Genomic DNA, 21107 nt, shown 5'->3' on the forward strand with positions numbered 1-21107 from the left:
AATCTATAGGAGAAGCGCGCTATGCGCGAGGTCCGCTTGGAAAACGAAAAAATATCTTACGGTACTATCAAAATCATGCCAGTTGCGCCGTATTGCACAACTGGCACATCTATCGGCTTGAATTTACTCCCGCTTAGGCATGCTCCTTAAATGACGAACATCCATTTCTGTCAGCGCAACGCCATTGATATACCTGGCGGTACCAAATACCTGACAACCTCTGGCTTTAAAAGCCAAGGCGGCAGCCCCGCCAATGCCTGATGAAACGCCGGTAATCAGAACGGCTTTATGTTCAGACATTTTTTAATCCTTCAGACGTGGAATGGTTTTCGGTTGGCAAGGTTGCCGTTGGGCTCTTTATCCGGAACCAGATGGCATACATAGCAGGCAGGAACACCAGCGTAATAATGGTCCCACCCAGTGTCCCGCCTATCAGGGTATAGGCCAGGGTTCCCCAAAATACCGAGTGGGTTAACGGGATAAAGGCCAGAATGGCCGCCATCGCCGTCAGCAGTACAGGCCTGGAGCGCTGTACCGTTGCCTCAATGACCGCATGATAGGGTTCAAGCCCTTCCTGCTCGTTGTGATGAATCTGCCCGATGAGGATCAGCGTGTTGCGCATCAAGATCCCTGACAGGGCAATCAAACCAACCAGCGCATTGATGCCAAAGGGCTGGTTGAAGAGCAGCAAGGTTGGCACCACACCGACCAGCCCCAGCGGTGCGGTCATAAAGACCATCACCATCGCCGACATCGAACGCACCTGAAGGATAATGATCAGCAATGTCATGGCTATCATGATAGGGAATAACGGCACCATCGCTTGGGTCGCTTTCCCTGACTCCTCAATAGAGCCAGCCTGTTCCACCCGGTATCCATTCGGAAGCGTTGTGATGATGGGCTGCAGTTGTTTGAAAATCGCAGTGGAGACATCAGGTGCCTGAAGGGATTCGGCGATATCGCCTCGCACGGTAATGGTTAGCATACGGTCGCGACGTCGCAGGACCGGGTCTTCCATGCGCACTTCGACCTCGCCAACCTGCGATAACGGAATACGCTGCCCGGCAGAACCGATCAGGGTGAAACCCTCTATTTTCTCCGGATCAAGCCTGATATCGCCGGCAGCGCGTCCCACGACCTGCACCGAACGGATATCTTCGCGCACCGCGGTGACCGGAACACCCGAAAGCAAGAACTGAAGCTGCTGGGCCACTGCATTTGACGTCAGCCCCACTGCCTGCAGGCGGTCCTGATTCAGGGTGAAATGCAGCGTTGGCACGCGTGAGCCCCAATCCGTGTTGACCGTTCTCATCAGCGGGCTGGCCTGCATCACCATTTTCACCTTGTCCGCGATGCCTCGTAATACAGTCGGATCTGACCCTGTCACACGGAAGGCAACCGGATAGGGTGAATAGGGGCCAAACACCAGTTGGGTCACGCGAACTCGCGCCTCAGGAGCCAGTCCATCAGCCGCAGCCTGGCGAAGACGGAACTTGAGCGCCTCACGGGATCCCTCATTGTCCGTCAGGATAACAATTTTCGCAAAAGAGGGATCGGGTAGCTCCGGTGCCATGGCGAGATAAAAACGTGGTGCCCCTTGCCCGATATAAGCCGTCACGATTTTTGCTTCTTTCTGGTGCTTCAGCCAGTCCTCAATTTTCGTCACGGCGGCGCTGGTCTGTTCAATGGACGTGCCATATGGCATCTGGACGTCCACAAGGACCTCTGGCCGGTCAGACGTCGGGAAAAACTGTTTTTTCACCAGCGCCATGCCGAGAACCGCAACGGTGAATACCGCGACGACAGAAGCCGCGACCAGCCATTTTCGCGCGATGACCCGCGCCAGCAACTGACGAAAACGGTTGTAGCGGCGGGTGTTGTAGATAGCTGTGTGCCCCCCTTGAACCGTTTTGATATCCGGCAGCATTTTCACCCCAAGGTAAGGGGTAAACACCACTGCCACCACCCAGGAAGCAATCAATGCAATTCCCACAATCCAGAACATATTGCTGGTATATTCACCCGCCGTGGATTGTGCAAAACCGTTGGGCATAAAGCCAACGGCCGTCACCAGGGTGCCCGCCAGCATCGGCGCAGCAGTGTGGCTCCATGCATAGGCTGAGGCTTTGATTCGGTCGTACCCCTCCTCCATTTTCACCACCATCATTTCAATGGCAATGATGGCGTCATCCACCAACAACCCCAGGGCCAGGATGAGCGAGCCCAGGGTAATACGGTCGAAGTTTTTACCTGACGCCTCCATGACCACAAAGACGACAGCCAGCGTCAGGGGCACAGCAGCAGCGACCACCACACCCACACGCCAACCCATACTGAGAAAGCAGACCACCATCACGACCAGCAACGCGACGAAAAATTTGATCATGAACTCATCTACGGCGGAACTGATGTTAACTGACTGATCGGTGACTTTTACGAATGTCATGCCGAGTGGCATGTCCGCATTGATGCTGGCGGCTTCCTTATCCAGCGCTTTACCCAGCTCCAGACCATTCCAACCCTCACGCATCACGATACCCAGCAGAAGTGCAGGTTCGCCCTGATTACGCACCATAAAGGTCGCCGGATCTTCGTAGCCACGCTCGACCGTCGCCACATCGGAAAGCTTCAGCGTCCTCCCTTGCACCACAATCGGCGTTTCACGAATTTTTTCCAGTGTGTCAAAAGCCCCATCCAGACGGATAAAAACCTGCGGACCACGGGTATCTATCGAGCCCGCAGGTGTCAGCACGTTCTGGTTGTTCAAGGCTGCAAAGATATCCTGGGCAGAGACCCCCAGGGTTGCCAGACGGTCATGTGAAAATGAGACAAATATCCGCTCGGCCTGCTCACCGATAATATTGACCTTTTTTACCCCGGGAACATGTAATAAGCGCTGGCGTAATGACTCGGCATCGCGCACCAGTAGCCGCTGTGGCTCTCCTTTTGCCTTCAGCGCAAAGAGCGCAAACGTGACATCCGAAAACTCATCGTTGACCATCGGTCCAGACACCCCTGCCGGCAAATTTTTAGCCTCGTCGCTGAGTTTTTTGCGTGCCTGATAGAACTCTTCCTGGACCTCTGAGGGGGGAGTGCTGTCCAGCAATGACAGCATGGTAAAAGCCAGACCGGGACGCGTGTAGGTCTCTGTGCGGTCATACCACTTGAGCTCCTGGAGACGCTTCTCCAGCGGTTCGGCCACCTGATCCTGCATTTCCTTAGCCGTTGCTCCAGGCCAGGCGGAAATGATGGTCATCTGCTTGACCGTAAAAGGCGGGTCTTCTGCACGCCCCAGCCCAAGGAACGAGAGAATACCGGCAACGGTGATCAACAGGATAAGAAACAGCGTAACGGAGCGCTCGCGGACGGCGAGCGCGGAAAGATTGAAACGTCCGCGACTCATGGACGACTCCCGGCGACACGGATATCGCTCTGCTTCGCCAGCCGGACTGTTTCACCATCATGCAGTAGATGAGCGCCCAGCGCCACGACCTGTTCGCCAGGCTTAAGGCTGCCGGCGACGCTTGCTGCATCATCCCCGAGGCTCACGACCTGCACGGACCGCCATGTCACTCTGGCGGGATTTCCTGAAATGCTCCAGACCCCCGGGCCTTTACCCGCGTCAAAAACAGCCGCTAAAGGCACCTGCAGCAACGGCTGCGATGCTCTGTCCTGCGCAATATGGATGGTGACAGTGGCCCCCAGAGGGGCACCAGACAATGGACCGTCGAGCACGTACCTTGCTTCAAACGTGCGCGTCAGCGGATCGGCTGCATCAGAGAGTAACCGTAGCTTCGCAGAAACAGAGGGTGTATCGCTGCCGTACAGAGAGGCCTGTGCCACGCTTCCAATTACCGGGCGCAGCGTCTCAGGCAACTGGACGACCGCTTCGCGTTGTCCTGCCCTCGCCAGCCTGATAACTGGCTGTCCGGCACTGACCACCTGACCAGGTTCGGCCAGCGTATCCATCACCACTCCGTCGGCGTCAGCGACCAGGACTGCATAGCCCATGGCGTTTTGCGCCACATTCGCCTGCGCCTTGGCGGCACTGAGGTCAGCCCTGGCCGTCTCTGCGGCAGCCTTAACCTGATCGTAAGCGGATGCCGACACAGCGCCTGTGGTGACCAGACCGCGATAACGCGATTCATCATCCGCTGTCTGTCGGGCTCGCGCTTTTGCTGCGGCGACGGCCTGTTGCTGAGCCTGAGCCTGTAGGCTCAGATCAACCGGGTCCAGACGCATTAACGGCTGACCACGTTTCACGGCCTGACCGGTATCGACGAGACGTTCCAGGATTTTGCCTTGAACCCTGAAACCAAGATCGCTCTGAATTCGTGCAACAACCACCCCCGTAAAAGCACGGGAAAAGTCGGTTGCATTGATCGCTGCGGCAGACCTGACCAGAGGTGGCAGACTGCGTGGATCGCTGTTATCGGAAGCCTCACCGCAGGCCACAAGGGCAAACGGCAACAGACAGACAGCAAAGGTAACAGGTTTAAGTCCGAGCATGGGTTCCCTTAATGAATTAAACAGGACAGGAACCCATACTTATACTTGTGACCATTATTGTCAATGGTCACAATGTCAGGGTGACAAACTTCTCAGGATCAGTGATGGCAGCAATACCGCCGCTGCTTGAACGGTTTCCAAATTATATTGCAGCTGAACCGGGCTGATATAGGGACGCATGACCATAAAAATTGCATCCGCCGCCTCGTCCAGTGGCGTTTTTCTTTCAAACTCACCTGCCTGGCGCCCTTCAACAATGATCTGCTCAATGAGCTGCCGCAGGTGCTGCTCATGAGCTTGTGCTGAGGGCCATTTGTCACGCACAGCAACGGCCGCAATATCGTGCAACTTACGGTCATGAAAAAACAAATCGCAGCCAGATTCTGACAATGCCTTGAATAATCGCCTTATTTTCTCTGCGGCTGTCGGCGCATCCGCAATCGCTGCGTTGACAATGTCCCTTATGATCGCCAGCCGATTAGCGCAGATCACTTCTCCAATCGCCTGCTTGGAATCGAAAAATTTATAGATATAAGCTTTTGAAAAACCAATTGCTTTGGCGAGGTCGGAAACCGTTGTTTTTTCGTAGCCATAGTGACCGAAATGCTCAGTGGCCGCCTCAACGACCTGATCGCGGACACTGTGGTCGGAAGGTCCCCTGGAAGGAGTTTCATTCATCTGTTTAGTCATTTTCCCATCTTAGCCCAATGAAGCTCGGTTGACAACGAGTGACCGTCTTGTAATATGGTCACAACCCTAAATACACTTGCGCTCTGACAGATTTTTCGCCGGATGATACAGCGACCCCGGGCACTCCACTGAATCAACAAAACGGAACATCTCACCATGAATAATGACGTCATCATCATCGGCGGCAGCTTTGCCGGTCTCGCCGCAGCCCTGCAGCTTGGCCGTGCCCGTCGCACGGTCACCGTTCTCGATACCGGCCTTCAGCGCAACCGCTTCGCTAACCGTTCACACGGTGTGCTCGGCCACGATGACAAACCACCGTCCGAGATCCTGGCCGCGGCGCGGCAGCAACTCGCGCGCTACCCTGCCATCAAGATGGTTAATGCCCGCGCGGACAGCATCTCCGGTACTATCGACAATTTCTCCGTCCTCACTGGCGATACTGAAACCCTACGTGCGCGCCGCCTGATCCTGAGCTATGGCGTTGTTGACCAGATGCCTGACATTCCTGGCTTTGCTGAAGGCTGGGGCACATCCGTCATCCCATGCCCCTATTGCGATGGCTTCGAAGTTGCTGACCAGCATTGGGGCCTCGTCTGGTCTGGAGCGCAGTCGATGAATCAGGTCAGGCTGTTTCACGACTGGACCGACAGGTTGACTGTCTTCAGCAATGGACACGACATCCCTCCCGACATACGGACCGAACTGGCGGCCCGTCAGGTCCCTCTCGTTGATGGTCGGATCGCCGAAATCGCACGTCACGGGAGCCAGATTGCCACCATCAAGATCGATACCGGCACCGATGTCGCAGTCGATATTCTCTTCGCACATCCGCTTACCAGGCCGTCCACACACCTTCATGACGCACTGGGCCTCGCCACGCTCAATACGCCAACCGGCATCGTCCTTAAGACCGATGAGCGCCACGAAACCAGTATGCCAGGCATCTATGCCGCCGGTGACCTTGCCAACGCCGGCATCCCCTCAGCCACCACGGCGACATGGCAAGGCGCGATGGCGGGTATCTTCGCTCAGCAGTCGATGCTCACTTGAGTGCAAGCAACAACGATCTCCAAGCGGCTCCTGCCATAAGGCTATAGCGTAAAGCGCGAAGGCGAAACGCCAAACAATTTTTTGAACGCCACCGAATAGGCGCTGTGACTCTCGTAACCGCTTTCGAAGGCGGCGTGGATGATCGAGTTGCCGGCCAGTAGCAGCGGAATGGACGACAGCAGCCGCAGACGTTGTTTCCACTGGCCGAAGGTGATGCCGGTTTGTTGACTGAAATGACGTTGAAAGGTCTTTACGCTGATCGACAGTGAATCGGCCCAGGCCTCAATACCGCGTTCGTCGGCCGGTGTGATGACCAACTGCCGGCAAATTTCGGCCATTCTCGCCTCTGCCGGCCAAGGCAGATGCAGCGCCAGCTGCGGCTGCAGGCTCAGTTCCTCCAGGAACAACGCTCTCAGCAGCGCATTGCGTTTGGTCTCCGCCCCTTCAGGCGCCAGCGTCGCCAACTGGGCGATCAGTTCTCGCAACAGCGGTGAAACCTGTAATACGCCGTCGCGCAGCGGCAAACGCGCGGCGGTGATTTCATCGACCAAAATCCCGTAAACGCAGATGTTGCTCTGCATGACGATCTGATGTTCTACCCCCGGCCGCAACCAAACCGCGGTGGTGGGCGGCACGATCCAGCGCCCGCTGCTCGCCTCGACCGCCATAACGCCCTGTTGCGAATAGAGCAAATGACAGCGTTTATGCGAGTGGTAAGGAATGACGAAGCCCGCCGGATAGTGTTTCACCAGCCCCGTCACCTCGAACGAGGAATTTTCGTGGCTGCTGAGGTCGATGCGTTTCGTTTCGGCGTTGTCGACTTCGAATCCCATGATCGTTTGTCCCTTTTGATAACGCGAATGTCTTTTATTTGATAGAGGGACCGCATGATCCTCCATATAGTGACGTTCTCGCAAGCCACACCAGGGGCCTTATGCGAAGAAACTCACTATTTACACCAAAATTTCATCGTTCTGCGTAAAACGGAGGCGATGACGTTGCGCATGCGCTGCGCGATGGCGGCTCGTTGCGGGGGCGACGCGGCCGAAAGTGATGGAGAGGGAAAGCGCGGTGGCATAAATCAGGAGGTGTATGCATCAATCAGCAGGTAGCTCGGCCTGGGGGGCGGCTTAATGCTGAAGGGATAGGGAGAGCGCCTAGGCTCTCCTCCATCCAACGTGGTTATCTCATCAACGGGCCAACTCGGCGCCGTCCAGCTCGGAAATCGCCAGACAAATCACTTCCGTGATGGCCTGTACCGTATAAGCGGTATTGGCAGGAATGATCAACATCTCATGGGGTTGCAACGTCTGATCGTCAACCTTCAGTTCACCGCTCAGCACCATCAGTTTCACCCAGCCCGGGTGAAAACGCGCCGGTTGCCGGCTGCCCGCATCCAGCTTCAGCAACGCCGTATGGCCAGGCGTCTCCCGTTTCAAAATGTGAAAGTGTACCCCATCGTAAGGCATGTTTTCGTAATGCAGTGACGCCAGTGTTCTCTTATGCATGGTAAGTGTCCTCGTGACCGGTGAGTAGCTGCTCCGCCTTCGGTCGCCGTAAAAACGATTGGCGGCTGTCCCTACCGAAAGCACAGGCTCGCAGCCTCTTGGCGAACGGATTAACTGTCGTACTTGCAGCGGCCCGATCGACCGCCGTTTCATGCCTAACCTGCCTCAGGCATGCTACTAAATATATAAGAGCCTCGCCGACGGCGCAAAAAACCGCTGCAACGTTGAGCGCATTACGGTGTTAATCCGTAGTCGGAAAGATTATCCAGCAGCTTGAACAGCGAGACGAACAGCGCCGTCTGCCGGGGATCGCGCCAGCCATCGGCAAAGTCCGCCATCAGCCACAGCACTTCGTCGAGAAACAGATGTTCCACTGCCTGATGCCAGCCCTGCAGTTCATCGGCCGTCAGCGTGACAGACTCGCCGTAACCCGCCAAGAACAGTCGCCATTCCCACACGCTGAAGACACGACCGGGGGCTGAAGCCAGGGTATTGTGGAACAGCAGCAGCGCCAACGCCAGGTCATATACCCGCGGTAAAAACAGCGCGTTATCGGGATCGATCAGCACCGGCCTATCCGGCGCGACATACACCAAGTTATCGGCTTTAAAGTCATAGGGCGTCGCCACACAAGGAAGAGCCTGTTCTTTCAGCGCCATCTGCCGTTCGGCAATCTGCAGCATGCGTGCTTTGAACGCCGTGATATCGAGAGTAATCCCCTGCCCAGCCGCATGGTCGGCGATCACATCCAGATCCGCCAAGATGTCTTCTTCAGTCAGCGCGTACTCGTCATAGGTCGTCAGCCCGGCGTTATGGTTTGTCGGAGACAGCGCGTGTATTCGACCAAGCAGCCTGCCGGCCGCCACGATCTGTTCATCGCGGCCTGCATATTTCTCTCCCGAGATAAAGGGATAAACCACCCACATGCTTCCCTCCATCTCTTGCGGACACGCCGTCGGCACTACGATATCTACGCCCTGATAACACAACTCGGCGAGATACGCCGCCAGCGCATGGGCTTCATCCGTCGTCGGACGGGTACGTTTCAGCACATGTTCCCCTATCTTATAAACCGGCGCATAGGGATAAAGACTGAGCGGCGGCTGTGTGGCATCCAACCCAAACTGAGCGGCAATCGCGGTGATATCCATCTTTTCACATTCCATTATCAATAAATCGCGCTGAGCGGTAACCTGATGTTTTCTCATTCATTAATGATGCCCGTGCCTCATTTCAAATGTTGTCGCCAAAGCAACCCTGCCGCCAGGCAGGCTACCCCGCCGCCGCAGGCCAACACGGCATAAGACGTGCCCCAGCTCTGGGTGGTATCCATCACGACGCCAAAGGATAACGGGGCGAACGAACCGATGCCGAACCCCAGCAACGATCGCCAGCCCATCACGCTACCGAGCTGTTGCGGCGGCACGTTGTCCGCCATCGCCGCCGACAGCACACCGGAGTCGCCGAGAATAAAGAAACTGCCGATGCTGACGAACAGCAGCGTCCAGCCTGGCCCCCAGTTCGCCGACCACCCCATCAGCAGCGATCCCAACGCGCCCGCGGCGCCCATAAACATCAACACCGATGCACGATTGAAATAGTCGGAAACGGTGCCGACAATCAGCGTGGCGATCATGCCGGCCAGGTGGATCACCGCCGCGACGATCAATCCTGCGCTGAGCGGATCCAGAGAGAAAACGCTCAACGCCTCGCTGACCAGGCTGGGTGCCCAGGCCCAGTTACCGAGCAGTTCCCAGCTGTGAGCGATATATCCGATCAGCAACAGCAGGGTCGCATAGGTGATAGCATAGCTTTCTCGTTTCGTCTTCCTTCCCAGCGTGCGCGGTTGCGGTTCCTGATAACCGACCAGGGCCAACGAACCCGCCAGCGCCCCCAGTAACGCACCGGCGGCGCACAGGGAAAACGCCACGCCGGCGCCCCAGCGCATGGCGCTCCAACCGGCGATGAAAACCGACAGAAAATACCCCAACGAACTGGCCGCCAGGATCATGCCGATGGCGTAACCGCGTCGGGCCGGGCCGTTCATCCCCATCGCTAACAGCAGCGCCGGCGTATAGGCGCCGCCCTGCGTCAGGCCGACGAAGGCCATCAACACCAGCGCACCGATATACGAATGGGCAAACACGGCGAACAGCATCAGCGCACCGGCGCCCAGCCAAGAAAACAGCAGATACACGCGACGCGCGCCCAGCGAATCACACCACCAGGAAGCCACCAGCAACGCCAGGGCGTTGGTCAGGCTGAACACCGTCTGCACCGTACCGGCGGAGGCGGCGTCGAGCTGCCACTCGCTTCTGATGGTCGGCAGCGCGCCGGCAAACATCATGGTGCCCAGGCAGAGGCCAGCCCGGCTCACGCAAAGCAAAAAGAAAGCTCGCATTTCAGCGCCGCCTCCCTGCCAACCGCAGGGTGAGGATAACGCCATTAACACACATGACCGATAGCCAAAAGATCCGCATCATAAACTCAGCAATCAGAAGGAAATGCCTCATCATAGTGAGCAAAATCAACGGCTGACAAACGATCTTTCCTCCCTCATTTGGTTGAGCTAGACTCAACCTATGAAAAAAATCCACTCCCTGCCGCACCTGTCCGCTTTCGAAGCCGCCGCCCGTCTCGGCAGCTTCAGCGCCGCTGCGGATGAGCTGTTTCTCACCACCGGCGCAGTCAGCCGCCATATTCGCAGTCTCGAAGCACAGCTGGGGGTCACGCTGTTTTATCGCGGACACAAATCCGTGCGGCTGACGCAGGCCGGCGAGAATTTTTCCCGCACCGCATCTCGGGTGATAAGCGAACTGTATGCCGCGGAAAGCGCGCTGAAAGCGAGCGCCGGTCGGCAACGGCTGGTGGTGCACAGCCTGCCGACGTTCACCATGCACTGGCTGATGCCGAAACTGGCGACGTTCAACGAGATTCATCCGGAGGTCGCGGTTGATATCACCACCGCCACTGGGGCCGTCGATCGCAATATGCCGTTTGATCTGGCGATCAGGCGCGACCCCGCGCACTTCTCAGGGCTGAAGGCGATCCCTTTTTTGCAGGAAGACAGCCTGCTGGTCTGCAGCCAGAGCTATTTGCGCACCATGCCGATCGGTGCGCCAGACAATCTGGCCGGGCATACAGCCATTCGCATCCGCGCCCGGGAGGATTTGTGGCGCAGCTGGTTGAATACCTATCCGACGGCGCTGGACGCCTCGCCGCCGCCGCTGACGCTCGACCATACCTTCGCCGCCATTCAGGCGGCCGAAGACGGCCTGGGACTGGCCGTCGTGCCTTACCTGTTCTGCGCCAAACATCTGTCGTCCGGTCGGCTGGTGTCGCCCTTCCCGGCGTTGACGATTCGAACCGGCGTTTATTCCCTGCTGCTGCGCGATCGGGACGATGAGGTCGTGAGAAAGTTCGCCGCCTGGCTGCAGACGTTCCAGGCCTAAGCGCCTATTGGATCCCGCCGCAAAAGCGCACCGCGCCAACAGTATTTCTCAGGCGTGCAGCGTCAGGCCTTTTATCGCCTTATCCACCGCTTTCTTCGGCCCGCGCAGCGCCAGACCGACCAAATCCAGGTTGTCCGCGTCTTCGGCGAGAAAAACCTGCCGGTTGGCTGCATCGTGCCCGGTCGAGAACATGGCGTGCACATAGGGGATCAGCGTCAATTCCCGTTCCAGCCCTTTGCGATGCGCATTTTGCAGGCCCGGCAGATCCGCGGCGAAAATCAGCATCGGCTGCCCGGAAATGCCGCCGTAGCGTCTGCCTTGCGCATCCACGTAACATTCGCCGATGATCTCCGGGGCGGCGGCGGCGATGCCCGTCGCCAGAAAGGCCACCACGTTCAGCCGCTGCCAGGTTTGCAGATCGTCGCGCACGATAAACGCTATCTTGGTATCAAACATGTTTCGCTCTACTCCGTTGTGCTCTTAAAAGCGCATCATCGGCGATGAGCGAGTCAGCGGTATAGAACGTTTGTGCACTGCCGTTGATAGGCCGCCGGCGATAAACGGTAGGCGCGCCGGAACCAGCGGCCCAAATGACTTTGGTCGGCAAAGCCTACCCGCATGGCGACCTGCGCCGGCTCTTCCCCCTGCGCCAGTAACAGTCGCGCGGCACGCAGCCTCAGCCGGATCAGGTAAGCATGCGGCGACTGGCCGAAAGCGCGGGTGAATTGGCGAGTCAGACGGAAACGATCCAGGCCGCACTGAAGCGCAAGTTCCTCCAGACTGGGATTATCCGCCATGTGCTCGTGCAAGTAGTCCCGTAAACGATTCATCTCAATCAAAGCGTCATCGCGTTGGGACGTTGGCCTGACGCGTATATGCCGCGCCAAAAGCGTCAGCAGTTGGTCCAGGCTTTGATCGCGCGCCAGCCGGCCTTCCCTCTGATGCAACGCAAAAAAAGCCTGTTGTATCGCGGTCGCCAGCATCGGATCGTCGGTCAACGTGCTGTGGAAGGCGCCTTCCAGCACTGAAGCGTCCCCCAATCCGCGGCGCTGCATCGCGTCGGAGACCCAGCGCTGCGGCAGATAAAGCATCGCATAGGTAAACCCTTCGGCCTGCGGCGCATGGCCATCGTGCACCGCGCCCGGCTCGATCAGCATGGCGCGCCCCGGCCGGCTGGTGTGCAGCGAGCGGTGGCAATTGAAACGCTGCAAGCCCTGCTGCGTGACGCCCACCAGCATTTCATCATGATCGTGAGGATCGTAGGCATGCCCCTGAAAGTGGGCGTTGACGCTCTCAATACCCGTTTCGTCATCGCGCCGCAGTTCGAGCCAGTCTGTATGTTGATGATTGGACGCCATGCAATTAATCCGGAGTTCTGCTCACAGGAAAAGAAAAACAGCTTACCCTGAGACCGCCACCGTTGCACGCTCACAGCTCGCAGATGGCATAAGTGCCCTTTCCGGCCGATTTCGCCTGATACATCGCGCCGTCGGCACGGGTCAACAGCATCTCCTCCGTCACATCGCCGCGTGGAGAAATGGCCGCGCCGATGCTGGCGGAAAGCCGTACCTTCTGCGGCCCGATCTGCGTAATTTTGGCCAGTTGCGCCAACACGTTTTCGCAAAATTCGCTGACCTCGCGCCGCGGATCCGTCAACGGCCACAGGATCACCGTGAACTCGTCACCGGCCAGGCGCGAGACGCTGTGGTGCTCGCCTGCGCAGGCGCTGAGCAATGTGGCGAATGTCTTCAGGATCGCGTCGCCGAAGTCATGACCATAGCTGTCGTTAAGGGTTTTGAACCCGTCGAGATCGATAAACAACAGCGCCATCTGCCGCTGATGGCAACAGGCCTGCAGCGTGCCCGACAACCGGCGCAGAAACGCGCGTCGATTGGTCAATCCAGTCAGCATGTCATGGGTTGCGTCATATTCCAGCCGCTGCTGCAGCCGCTTCAACTCGGTAATGTCCATGGACAGAATGTAAAACCCCTGCGTTTCGCACGGCACCAGCGTGGTGTGGATCATCAGCAGTCCCTTTTGGGTCTGGAGCTCATTTTCAAAGCTCACCATTTCCCCCGCCAAGGCCCTGTCTATCATCGGTTTCGCTATCTGATAAACGTTCTCCCCCATAAAATCGCGCACCGTCATTCCTCTGAGGCGGCTTTCTTCCAGGCCAAACCAGGTTTTGTAGGCGCTGTTGGCGAACAGGTAGCGTTCATTGCCGTCGATCTGGCTGATCAACGCCGGCATATTGTCAGTAATGGCGCGCAGGCGTTCCTTCTCCGCGCTGAGCTGATATTCGGCGAGCACCCGGGTTTCAATCTCTTCGTTGAGTTTCTTGACGACCACGTTCAGCTCCCGCGTGCGGATTTCAACGCGTTGTTCCAGCTCGTGTTGCAGAGCGAACAGATCGGCCTCCGCCGCCTTGCGCTCGCTGATATCGACGATAACCGAGATGAAATGATCCGGTTTGCCGTTAGGCAGCCGATTTAACGCCACCGTCAGCTGCACCCAGACGATCGAGCCGTCGGCGCGGAAATAACGTTTTTCCAGCGAGTAAGTGCTGATCTCGTTTCTCAGCAGCTGCTGCAGTTTTTCCAGATCGGTGTTGAGATCGAGCGGATAGGTAATGTCCTGAAAGGTGCGATCCATCAGCTCGCGCTCGGAATAGCGCAACATTTCGCAGATGCGCGGATTGACCCGCAGCCAATACCCCTGCAGCGACACCAGCGCCATCCCTACCGCCGCCTGGGCGAAGGTCTGTTCGAACAGGGCTTCCGAGCGTTGCAGATTGGACTTCAGGTTTTCGGTATAGACGTGGCGTTCAATGCTCTGCAAATACTCCTCCACCACGGCGGCGAAGTCGTGCAGGTCGGCCAGTTGTTCCGGGGAAAACGGCTGCGGCTGGCTGTCGATAATGCACAGGGTGCCGAGCGGCAACCCGTCGAGCGACAGCAGCGGTTGCCCAACGTAGAAACCGATCCGCGGTCCGCCAATCACCAGCGGATTATCAAAAAAGCGCGGATCGTTGGCGGTATCGGGCACCACCAGCGCTTCGCGTTGCAAGATAGCATGGCCGCAAAACGAGATATTGCGCGGCGTTTCCCGGGCATCCAGACCGTAACGCGATAAAAACCATTGACGATCCCGGTCGATCAATGACACCAACGCGATGGTCACGCCGAAGTATTTCGCCGCCAGCCGCGTGATGCGATCCAGTTTCTCCACCGAGTTTGAATCCAGCACGTTCAGCGAATTCAATACCGACAGGCGTTCAGCTTCGTTTTCGGGGAAGCAGGGTTCGAGCATGTTGTCTCCCAATGTGTCACCGACGGACCCGGCATAGCCGGCGTGAGTCCGTTCAGCGTTTTCGTCGGTTAGCGGCAAATATCCTTGTCCATCATAGACTCACTCAGTATCAATCCGATTGCGCATTCTCGCCAGCTTTGCCGGGCGTTGCGTTTGCCACCGCGCTGCGCTACAGTCGCTCACAAGGTGATGGTGTTCCACCTTTCCCAACCGCCGCGTTCGCTCGAACCGGATGATGACGCCTGATATACAACTTCGCTTTATTTTTTAGGCAGGTATGTCAGGAGTCGCTATGAATGAAACCTCACGTTTTACCCCTTTTCCGCCCCAGCCTGATCTCACCGTGCGGGAAATGCCGCTGTACGTTTTCGGCCATAAAAATCCCGACAGCGACAGCATCTGCAGCGCGCTGGTGGTCGCGGACTGGCTCAATCACCTCGGCAAACCGGCCGTCGCTTTCCGCCTTGGCGAACTGACGCCGGAAACCCGCTACATACTGGCCGCCGCCGGCGTACAAGCGCCTCCGCTGCTGAAAGGCGATCTCCGTGACCGTAAAGTCTGGCTGGTCGATTTTACCGACGTCGAACAAGGGCCGGCCTCATTGCCCGACAGCGATGTGGTCGGCGTTATCGACCATCACCGGCTGGGCACGTTAATCACCCGCAACCCGCCCGATGTCTGGGTTCGCGCCGTCGGCTGTTGCGCCACCGTGATCCTGCAGATCCTGGCGGCGGAAAGGCCGATGCCGCTTTCTTCCGCCCAGGCCACGCTGCTGCTGGGCGCGATTTTGAGCGATACCGTCGCGCTGAGCGCGCCGACCACCACCGAACTGGATCGGCTGGCGGTCTCGCGGTTGCGCGCAATTTCTCACGTTGACTATGACGCCTTCACCGCCGGACTGCTGGCCGCCAAAACCGATCTTTCGGGGCAATCCGCCGCGCAGTTGCTGCAGCGCGACGCCAAGAATTATCGCATCCATAGCGTCTCGCTGCTGCTGTCGCAGATAGAAGTGCGGGCCATGAGCGACATCGATCCGCTGTTGCCCGCGCTGCAACAGGCGCTTGAACACGCGAAGCAGGAAGCCGGGCTGGCGATGGCCGCGCTATTGGTCACCGATATCACCTGCCGTCGCTCCACCCTGTATTTCTCGCCGAACCGGGTGCTCGACATTCGTCAGGTGTCGCTGCCCGGCATGACGAGCCGGAAAAAAGAGGTTTTACCGTGGTTAACCCGCCAGATCGCTAACGCAGGGAGATAAGTCATGCCGCTCTACCAACATGCTTTACTGCTGGTGCAGGATGAACGCGACGGCCGGCTGCTGTTGCGTCATGCCGAACGCCTCAATCAGCAGATGAATACGCGCATTACCGTGGCGCACATCAGCGCCGACTATGCCGAGCTGGACTACCTCAGCGATTCGCTGACCAAAGATCGCCAGTCCAGCGAGGTGATCGCCGCCAAAGCCATGCTCAGCCGTCTGGTGGAAGACTGCTCAATCCCCCTGGAGGTGCGCGCAATTGTCAGCATCCATCGCTTCAAAGACGTCGAAGCCCTGATTGCCCGCGAAGGGGTCGATCTGTTGCTGCTCGGCCATCAGAACCGTCCGTTCGGCGTCTTTGCCTCCTTCGGCTTCGAGTTCATTAACCATTTGTCGATCGACGTGCTGATAAAGCACGTGCCCACTCCCTAGAATGAGGTGATCATCCATGAGCTATGAGATTGAAAACGTAACCGCCAGAGAAATCCTGGATTCGCGCGGCAACCCGACCGTCGAAGTCGAAATGAGCGCGGCGGGCGTCGTGGCACGGGCTTCGGTTCCCTCCGGCGCCAGCACCGGTTCACGCGAGGCGGTGGAGCACCGCGACGGCGATCCGCACCGTTTCGGCGGCAGAGGCGTACTGGAGGCGGTGCACAGCGTCAAAACGGCGATCAATGAGGCGCTGCGCGGGGTGGATGTGCGCCAACAAGAGGAGATTGACCGCCGGCTGATCGCGCTGGACGGCAGCGAGAACAAGAGCCGATTGGGGGCCAACGCCCTGCTCGGCGTTTCTCTGGCCGCCGCCCGCCTCGCGGCGCAATTGTCGCAACTGCCGCTGTATCGTTATCTGGGCGGCATCGGCGCCAACCTGCTGCCGGTGCCCTGCATGAATATCATCAACGGCGGCGTGCACGCCCGTTGGCAAGGGGCGGACTTTCAGGAGTTTATGATAGCCCCGCAGGGCGCGCCATCGCTGCGCGAGGCCGTGCGCTGGGGCAGTGAAGTCTATCAGGCGCTGCGCCAAATCCTGTTGGAACAAGGCCTGTCGGTCGGCGTCGGCGACGAAGGCGGTTTCGCGCCGGCGGTTGCCTCGAACCGGCAACCGCTGGAGCTGATCGTGCAGGCGATAGAGAAAGCCGGTTATCAACCGGGAGACGATATCGCCATTTGCATGGACCCGGCCTCAAGTGAATTCTATGCCAACGGCAAATACCGCCTGCGCAGCGAAAACGCTGAACTGGATGCCGAACAGATGACGGCCTATTACCAGCGGCTGGTGCAGGATTTTCCCATCGTGCTGATTGAAGACGGTTTGGCCGAGGACGATTGGGCCGGCTGGCGCATTCTCAGCGACACCCTGGGCGATCGGGTGGAACTGGTTGGCGACGATCTGTTCGTCACCAACGTGAAATACATCCAGCGCGGGATTGATGAACGGTTGGCCAATGCGGCGCTGATCAAATTGAACCAGATCGGCACGCTGAGCGAAACTTTCGCCGCCGTGCAGCTTTGCCAGGCAAACGGCTGGGGCGCCTTTATCTCGCACCGCAGCGGCGAAACCGTCGACAGCTTTATCGCCGATATGACGGTTGCGATGCGAGCCGGCCATTTGAAAACCGGCGCGCCGTGCCGCGGCGAGCGCATCGAAAAATACAATCAGCTGATGCGCATTGAGGAGCAATTGGGCACCGCGGCGGTATATGCCGGGCGCGCCGCCTTTAAACGCCGTTAATCTTTGCAGGCCGGCCACGCACCGGCCTGTTTTTCATTTTTTGCGCGGCATAATCCCGCCACGCCGGATTCCAACAGAATACGCCGCGTCGCCATCAACGTCTCACGCTGCTCGTTCAGCGTCGCCATCATCCGCTCGATCTCCGCCAGCCGGCTGTCGACGCCCTGTATCAACCCATCCTCATAAGCGCTGCCCTGCAGCGCCAATACCCCGCGGATCGCCTGCAGCGAAAACCCCAGATTCTGGCCGATTTGGATCAGGTGCAGCCGCTCCAGCGCGCTTTCGCTATACACCCGATAACCGTTGACGCCGCGCACCGCTTTGGGCAGCAGACCCTGCTGTTCGTAGTAACGTATCGCCGAGGCGGCCATGCCGGCGCGCTCCGCCAACTCTCCGATTTTCATGCCCTATTGACCTTAAAGTTAACTTTAAACCTAGTATAGCGCCATTCACCCTGCGACAGGAACGTACCCGATGTTTACCCCGCTGATTCTGCCCAACGGCAGCCGCTTACCCAACCGTCTGGCCAAGGCCGCGTTGGAAGAAAATCTGGCCGATGAAGGCCAACTGCCCGGCCCCGCGCTATGGCGTCTGTATCGCCACTGGGGTATCGGCGGCGCCGGCCTCATCATCACCGGCAACGTGATGATCGACGGCCGCGCCATGACCGGCCCCGGCGGCGTGGTGCTGGAACAGGATACGCCGCTCGCCCCGTTTGAAACCTGGGCCAAGGCCGCGCGCCAGGAAGGCGCGCAGGTATGGATGCAGCTCAGCCACCCGGGCCGTCAGGTGATGGCCAACATGGGCGGCAACGCCTGGGCGCCCTCCGCCATCCCAATGGCGATGGGCAAGTACAGCAAGCAGTTTGCCCCGCCGCAGGCCATGAGCGAAGCGCAGATTGCCGAGGTGATCGCCCGCTTCGCCGCCAGCGCGCACGCCGCCGAACAGGCCGGGTTTACCGGCGTGCAGATCCATGCGGCGCACGGCTACCTCATCTCCCAGTTCTTGTCGCCGTTGTCCAACCAGCGCAGCGATCGTTGGGGGGGCGAGCTGGCGAATCGCGCCCGCCTGCTGCTGGAGGTGGTGAGCGCGGTGCGCCAGCGTGTCTCGCCAGGCTTTTGCGTGGCGGTCAAACTGAACTCCGCCGATTTTCAGCGCGGCGGCTTTTCGCCGAACGAGGCCCGACAGGTATTGTTGATGCTCAACGAACTGCCGGTCGATCTGGTGGAGCTATCGGGCGGGAGTTATGAAAGCCCGGCGATGCAGGGCGAAGCGGCGGACGACAGCACCCTGGCGCGCGAAGCCTATTTTCTGACCTTCGCCCGCGATCTCGCCGCAGTAGCCCGCATGCCGGTGATGACCACCGGCGGCATCGCCCGCCCGTCGGTGGCGCAACAGGTGCTGAACAGCGGCGTCGCGGTAGTCGGCATCGCCACCGCCATGGCGGAAATTCCCGATCTGCCGCACCGCTGGCAAACCGGCGAAGCCCCTCATGCACTGCCCGCGCCGGTAAAATGGCGCGACAAAACGCTGACGCTGCTCGCCCGCATGGCGCTGATCAAGCGCCGCATGCACGCCCTGAGCCGCGATCGGACGCGCAACGTGCGTTACTCCCCACTGTGGTCGCTGCTCATCGATAGATGGCGCACCCGCCGCACTCTGCGGCGCTATCGCGTCTGGTTACGGCAACGTTAATGACCACGGCGCCGGCAGACTCGCCGGCGCCGCACAAAAATTCCGCTTTTTCGATCGCGCTACGTAAAATCTGCAAGAAATCACCACTCTGGATACCGCGCTTTTAACGCTCGATGACTTATATTCATCACAAATTTTGTGTATATAACCGCTATAGGACTTAAGGTGGTGAATAGATGAAAATAAGCCGCTATTTTCTATTTATGTTATTAATCGGAAATTCACCTTAATAATAAATGCATTAAAGAGGCGGACAAAGGAAAGCAGAAAGGGATTTTTACGCAATGTTAAGGAAATGTTGTTTTCTGCTGGCAAAACCAACGGTCAACAAATCAACAACATATTGATGAGCCTAAGAAAAAACTAAACAATTCAAAACAAAATCGGCTATTGAGTCCCAGGCGAAAAAGCCATATATTGGTCGCGCTTTTCACAAGGCAGTTACTTTTCTAATTCATTAATTCAATCGTTGCGTGTTGAGACCTTCGGTTGTAGGAGAGATATGATGACGGATAAAGTCCGTATTGATACTTTAGTTGCAAACTCATTAAACGGAAACAATGAAACCTATTTGGCGCGTCAAGCCGAATTTGAGTCGAATGTTAGGAGTTATCCGCGCAAACTGCCGTTGGCAATTGCGAAAGCCCAGGGCGTTTGGATCACTGATGTTGAGAATAATCAATATCTTGATTGCCTGGCCGGGGCGGGAACGTTGGCTCTTGGACATAATCACCCCGACGTCCTGCAAAGCATCCAAAATGTCATTACCAGCGGCTTGCCGTTACATACTCTCGATCTCACGACCCCGTTGAAAGATCGTTTCTCCGATTACCTGCTCTCTCTGTTGCCTGGCGAAGGCAAAGAGTATTGCCTGCAGTTCTGCGGTCCGTCCGGCGCCGATGCGGTGGAAGCCGCGCTGAAGCTGGCGAAAAAGCACACCGGCCGTTCCGGCGTGATCAGTTTCTCCGGCGGTTATCACGGCATGACCCACGGCGCGCTGTCGGTCACCGGCAACCTGTCGCCGAAGGCGGCGATCAACGGCATGATGCCGGAAGTGCAGTTCATGCCTTATCCGCATGAATACCGCTGCCCGCTGGGCATCGGCGGCGAAGCCGGCGTCAAGGCGCTGACCTACTACTTCGACAACCTGATCAACGACGTGGAAAGCGGCGTGCGTAAACCGGCTGCGGTGATCCTTGAAGCCGTTCAGGGCGAAGGCGGGGTTAACCCGGCGCCGGCCGAGTGGCTGCAGCGCATCCGCAAAGTGACGCAGGAACACGGCATTCTGCTGATCATCGACGAAGTTCAGGCCGGTTTCGCCCGTACGGGCAAGCTGTTCGCCTTCGAACACGCGGGCATCGAGCCAGACATCATCGTGATGTCGAAAGCGGTCGGCGGCGGCTTGCCGCTCGCGGTGCTGGGCATCAAAAAAGAGTTCGACGCCTGGGAACCGGGCCACCACACCGGCACCTTCCGCGGCAACCAGCTGGCGATGGCCACCGGCCTGACCACCCTGCAGTACCTGAAAGAGCATAAGGTCGCCGACAAAGTGGCCGCTCAGGGCGAGTGGCTGAAAGGCAAACTGGCCGAGCTGCAGAAACGTTATCCGGTGATCGGTCACGTCCGCGGTCTGGGCCTGATGATCGGCATCGAGATCGTCAAGCCGAACGAAGCGCAGGATCACATGGGCTGCTACCCGGCCGATGGCGAGCTGTCCGCGCTGCTGCAGAAGAAATGCTTCGAATCCGGTCTGATCCTGGAGCGCGGCGGGCGCAACGGCTGCGTGCTGCGCCTGCTGCCTTCCCTGCTGATCACCAATGATGAGCTGGGTATTTTCCTGGATAAATTTGAGCAGGCGCTGCTGGCCGCCGGCGTCAAGCCAGTCTGATTGGAGCGAATGA

Annotated in this window: 19 protein-coding genes and 1 riboswitch; of the genes, 7 read left to right on the plus strand and 12 right to left on the minus strand. The window is 58.1% G+C overall.

Translation table 11 applies throughout. From position 1 onward, the window contains the following. Window positions 1-123 precede the first annotated feature (123 nt). The 4 genes from CRO23_RS25080 to CRO23_RS11935 form a co-directional block, all read right to left on the minus strand. Window positions 124-300 carry a hypothetical protein gene (locus tag CRO23_RS25080; protein WP_176519324.1) on the minus strand — a complete coding sequence of 59 codons (177 nt, stop codon included), beginning with the start codon at window positions 298-300 and terminating at the stop codon, window positions 124-126. Next, window positions 293-3403, minus strand: coding sequence for an efflux RND transporter permease subunit (locus CRO23_RS11925; RefSeq protein ID WP_097102039.1), 3111 nt, complete (start codon window positions 3401-3403; stop codon window positions 293-295). The genes CRO23_RS25080 and CRO23_RS11925 overlap by 8 nt, the downstream gene beginning before the upstream one ends. Then, window positions 3400-4509, minus strand: a complete 1110-nt coding sequence (locus CRO23_RS11930) for an efflux RND transporter periplasmic adaptor subunit (RefSeq protein WP_079452138.1) — start codon at window positions 4507-4509, stop codon at window positions 3400-3402. The genes CRO23_RS11925 and CRO23_RS11930 overlap by 4 nt, the downstream gene beginning before the upstream one ends. A 75-nt stretch (window positions 4510-4584) precedes the next feature. Continuing rightward, window positions 4585-5199 carry a TetR/AcrR family transcriptional regulator gene (locus CRO23_RS11935; protein ID WP_016927723.1) on the minus strand — a complete coding sequence of 205 codons (615 nt, stop codon included), beginning with the start codon at window positions 5197-5199 and terminating at the stop codon, window positions 4585-4587. A gap of 156 nt (window positions 5200-5355) precedes the next feature. On the opposite strand from CRO23_RS11935, the gene CRO23_RS11940 reads away from it, so the two are divergent. Further along, on the plus strand, window positions 5356-6252 hold the full coding sequence (locus tag CRO23_RS11940; RefSeq protein ID WP_097102041.1) for an NAD(P)/FAD-dependent oxidoreductase: 897 nt from the start codon (window positions 5356-5358) through the stop codon (window positions 6250-6252). 41 nt (window positions 6253-6293) lie between these two features. Here the strand turns inward: CRO23_RS11940 and CRO23_RS11945 are convergent, their stop codons facing one another. From CRO23_RS11945 to CRO23_RS11965, 4 genes are all read right to left on the minus strand, one after another. Continuing rightward, on the minus strand, window positions 6294-7085 hold the full coding sequence (locus CRO23_RS11945) for an AraC family transcriptional regulator (RefSeq protein WP_016927725.1): 792 nt from the start codon (window positions 7083-7085) through the stop codon (window positions 6294-6296). 357 nt (window positions 7086-7442) lie between these two features. Then, window positions 7443-7760, minus strand: coding sequence for a cupin domain-containing protein (locus CRO23_RS11955; RefSeq protein ID WP_015377878.1), 318 nt, complete (start codon window positions 7758-7760; stop codon window positions 7443-7445). Window positions 7761-7993: 233 nt separating this feature from the next. Further along, entirely contained in the window at window positions 7994-8911 is a 918-nt protein-coding gene (locus CRO23_RS11960) for a phosphotransferase enzyme family protein (RefSeq protein WP_176519325.1), read from the minus strand. 77 nt (window positions 8912-8988) lie between these two features. Continuing rightward, window positions 8989-10161, minus strand: a complete 1173-nt coding sequence (locus CRO23_RS11965; RefSeq protein WP_228988389.1) for an MFS transporter — start codon at window positions 10159-10161, stop codon at window positions 8989-8991. 181 nt (window positions 10162-10342) lie between these two features. Between CRO23_RS11965 and CRO23_RS11970 the strand changes: the two genes are divergently transcribed. Next, on the plus strand, window positions 10343-11212 hold the full coding sequence (locus CRO23_RS11970) for a LysR substrate-binding domain-containing protein (RefSeq protein WP_016927730.1): 870 nt from the start codon (window positions 10343-10345) through the stop codon (window positions 11210-11212). A gap of 48 nt (window positions 11213-11260) precedes the next feature. On the opposite strand, the gene CRO23_RS11975 is transcribed toward CRO23_RS11970, so the two are convergent. The 3 genes from CRO23_RS11975 to CRO23_RS11985 form a co-directional block, all read right to left on the minus strand. Next, on the minus strand, window positions 11261-11668 hold the full coding sequence (locus CRO23_RS11975) for a DUF2000 family protein (protein ID WP_016927731.1): 408 nt from the start codon (window positions 11666-11668) through the stop codon (window positions 11261-11263). Window positions 11669-11721: 53 nt separating this feature from the next. Continuing rightward, on the minus strand, window positions 11722-12570 hold the full coding sequence (locus CRO23_RS11980) for an AraC family transcriptional regulator (protein WP_016927732.1): 849 nt from the start codon (window positions 12568-12570) through the stop codon (window positions 11722-11724). A 70-nt stretch (window positions 12571-12640) separates the two neighbouring features. Next, window positions 12641-14521 (minus strand): diguanylate cyclase domain-containing protein, encoded by a 1881-nt coding sequence (locus CRO23_RS11985; protein ID WP_016927733.1) that lies wholly within the window; start codon window positions 14519-14521, stop codon window positions 12641-12643. Window positions 14522-14697: 176 nt separating this feature from the next. Then, window positions 14698-14773, plus strand: a riboswitch (Fluoride riboswitch). A 40-nt stretch (window positions 14774-14813) separates the two neighbouring features. On the opposite strand from CRO23_RS11985, the gene CRO23_RS11990 reads away from it, so the two are divergent. From CRO23_RS11990 to eno, 3 genes are read left to right on the plus strand one after another with little or no spacing between them, the layout of a single operon-like run. Beyond that, window positions 14814-15779 carry a DHHA2 domain-containing protein gene (locus CRO23_RS11990; RefSeq protein WP_016927734.1) on the plus strand — a complete coding sequence of 322 codons (966 nt, stop codon included), beginning with the start codon at window positions 14814-14816 and terminating at the stop codon, window positions 15777-15779. A gap of 3 nt (window positions 15780-15782) precedes the next feature. After that, window positions 15783-16211, plus strand: a complete 429-nt coding sequence (locus tag CRO23_RS11995; protein ID WP_016927735.1) for a hypothetical protein — start codon at window positions 15783-15785, stop codon at window positions 16209-16211. A 16-nt stretch (window positions 16212-16227) separates the two neighbouring features. Beyond that, complete coding sequence (gene eno, locus CRO23_RS12000) at window positions 16228-17511, plus strand: phosphopyruvate hydratase (RefSeq protein ID WP_016927736.1); 1284 nt, start codon at window positions 16228-16230, stop codon at window positions 17509-17511. Here eno and CRO23_RS12005 read toward each other — a convergent pair. Further along, window positions 17508-17915 (minus strand): MerR family transcriptional regulator, encoded by a 408-nt coding sequence (locus CRO23_RS12005; protein ID WP_016927737.1) that lies wholly within the window; start codon window positions 17913-17915, stop codon window positions 17508-17510. The genes eno and CRO23_RS12005 overlap by 4 nt on opposite strands. 70 nt (window positions 17916-17985) lie before the next feature. On the opposite strand from CRO23_RS12005, the gene CRO23_RS12010 reads away from it, so the two are divergent. Together CRO23_RS12010 and CRO23_RS12015 are read left to right on the plus strand one after the other, a co-directional pair. Further along, on the plus strand, window positions 17986-19206 hold the full coding sequence (locus tag CRO23_RS12010) for an NADH:flavin oxidoreductase/NADH oxidase family protein (RefSeq protein ID WP_016927738.1): 1221 nt from the start codon (window positions 17986-17988) through the stop codon (window positions 19204-19206). Window positions 19207-19711: 505 nt separating this feature from the next. After that, window positions 19712-21094 (plus strand): diaminobutyrate--2-oxoglutarate transaminase, encoded by a 1383-nt coding sequence (locus CRO23_RS12015; protein ID WP_004937838.1) that lies wholly within the window; start codon window positions 19712-19714, stop codon window positions 21092-21094. The last annotated feature ends 13 nt before the right edge of the window (window positions 21095-21107 follow it).

Origin of the sequence: Serratia sp. JKS296 (assembly GCF_900215445.1) — a bacterium.
GTDB lineage: Bacteria > Pseudomonadota > Gammaproteobacteria > Enterobacterales > Enterobacteriaceae > Serratia > Serratia marcescens.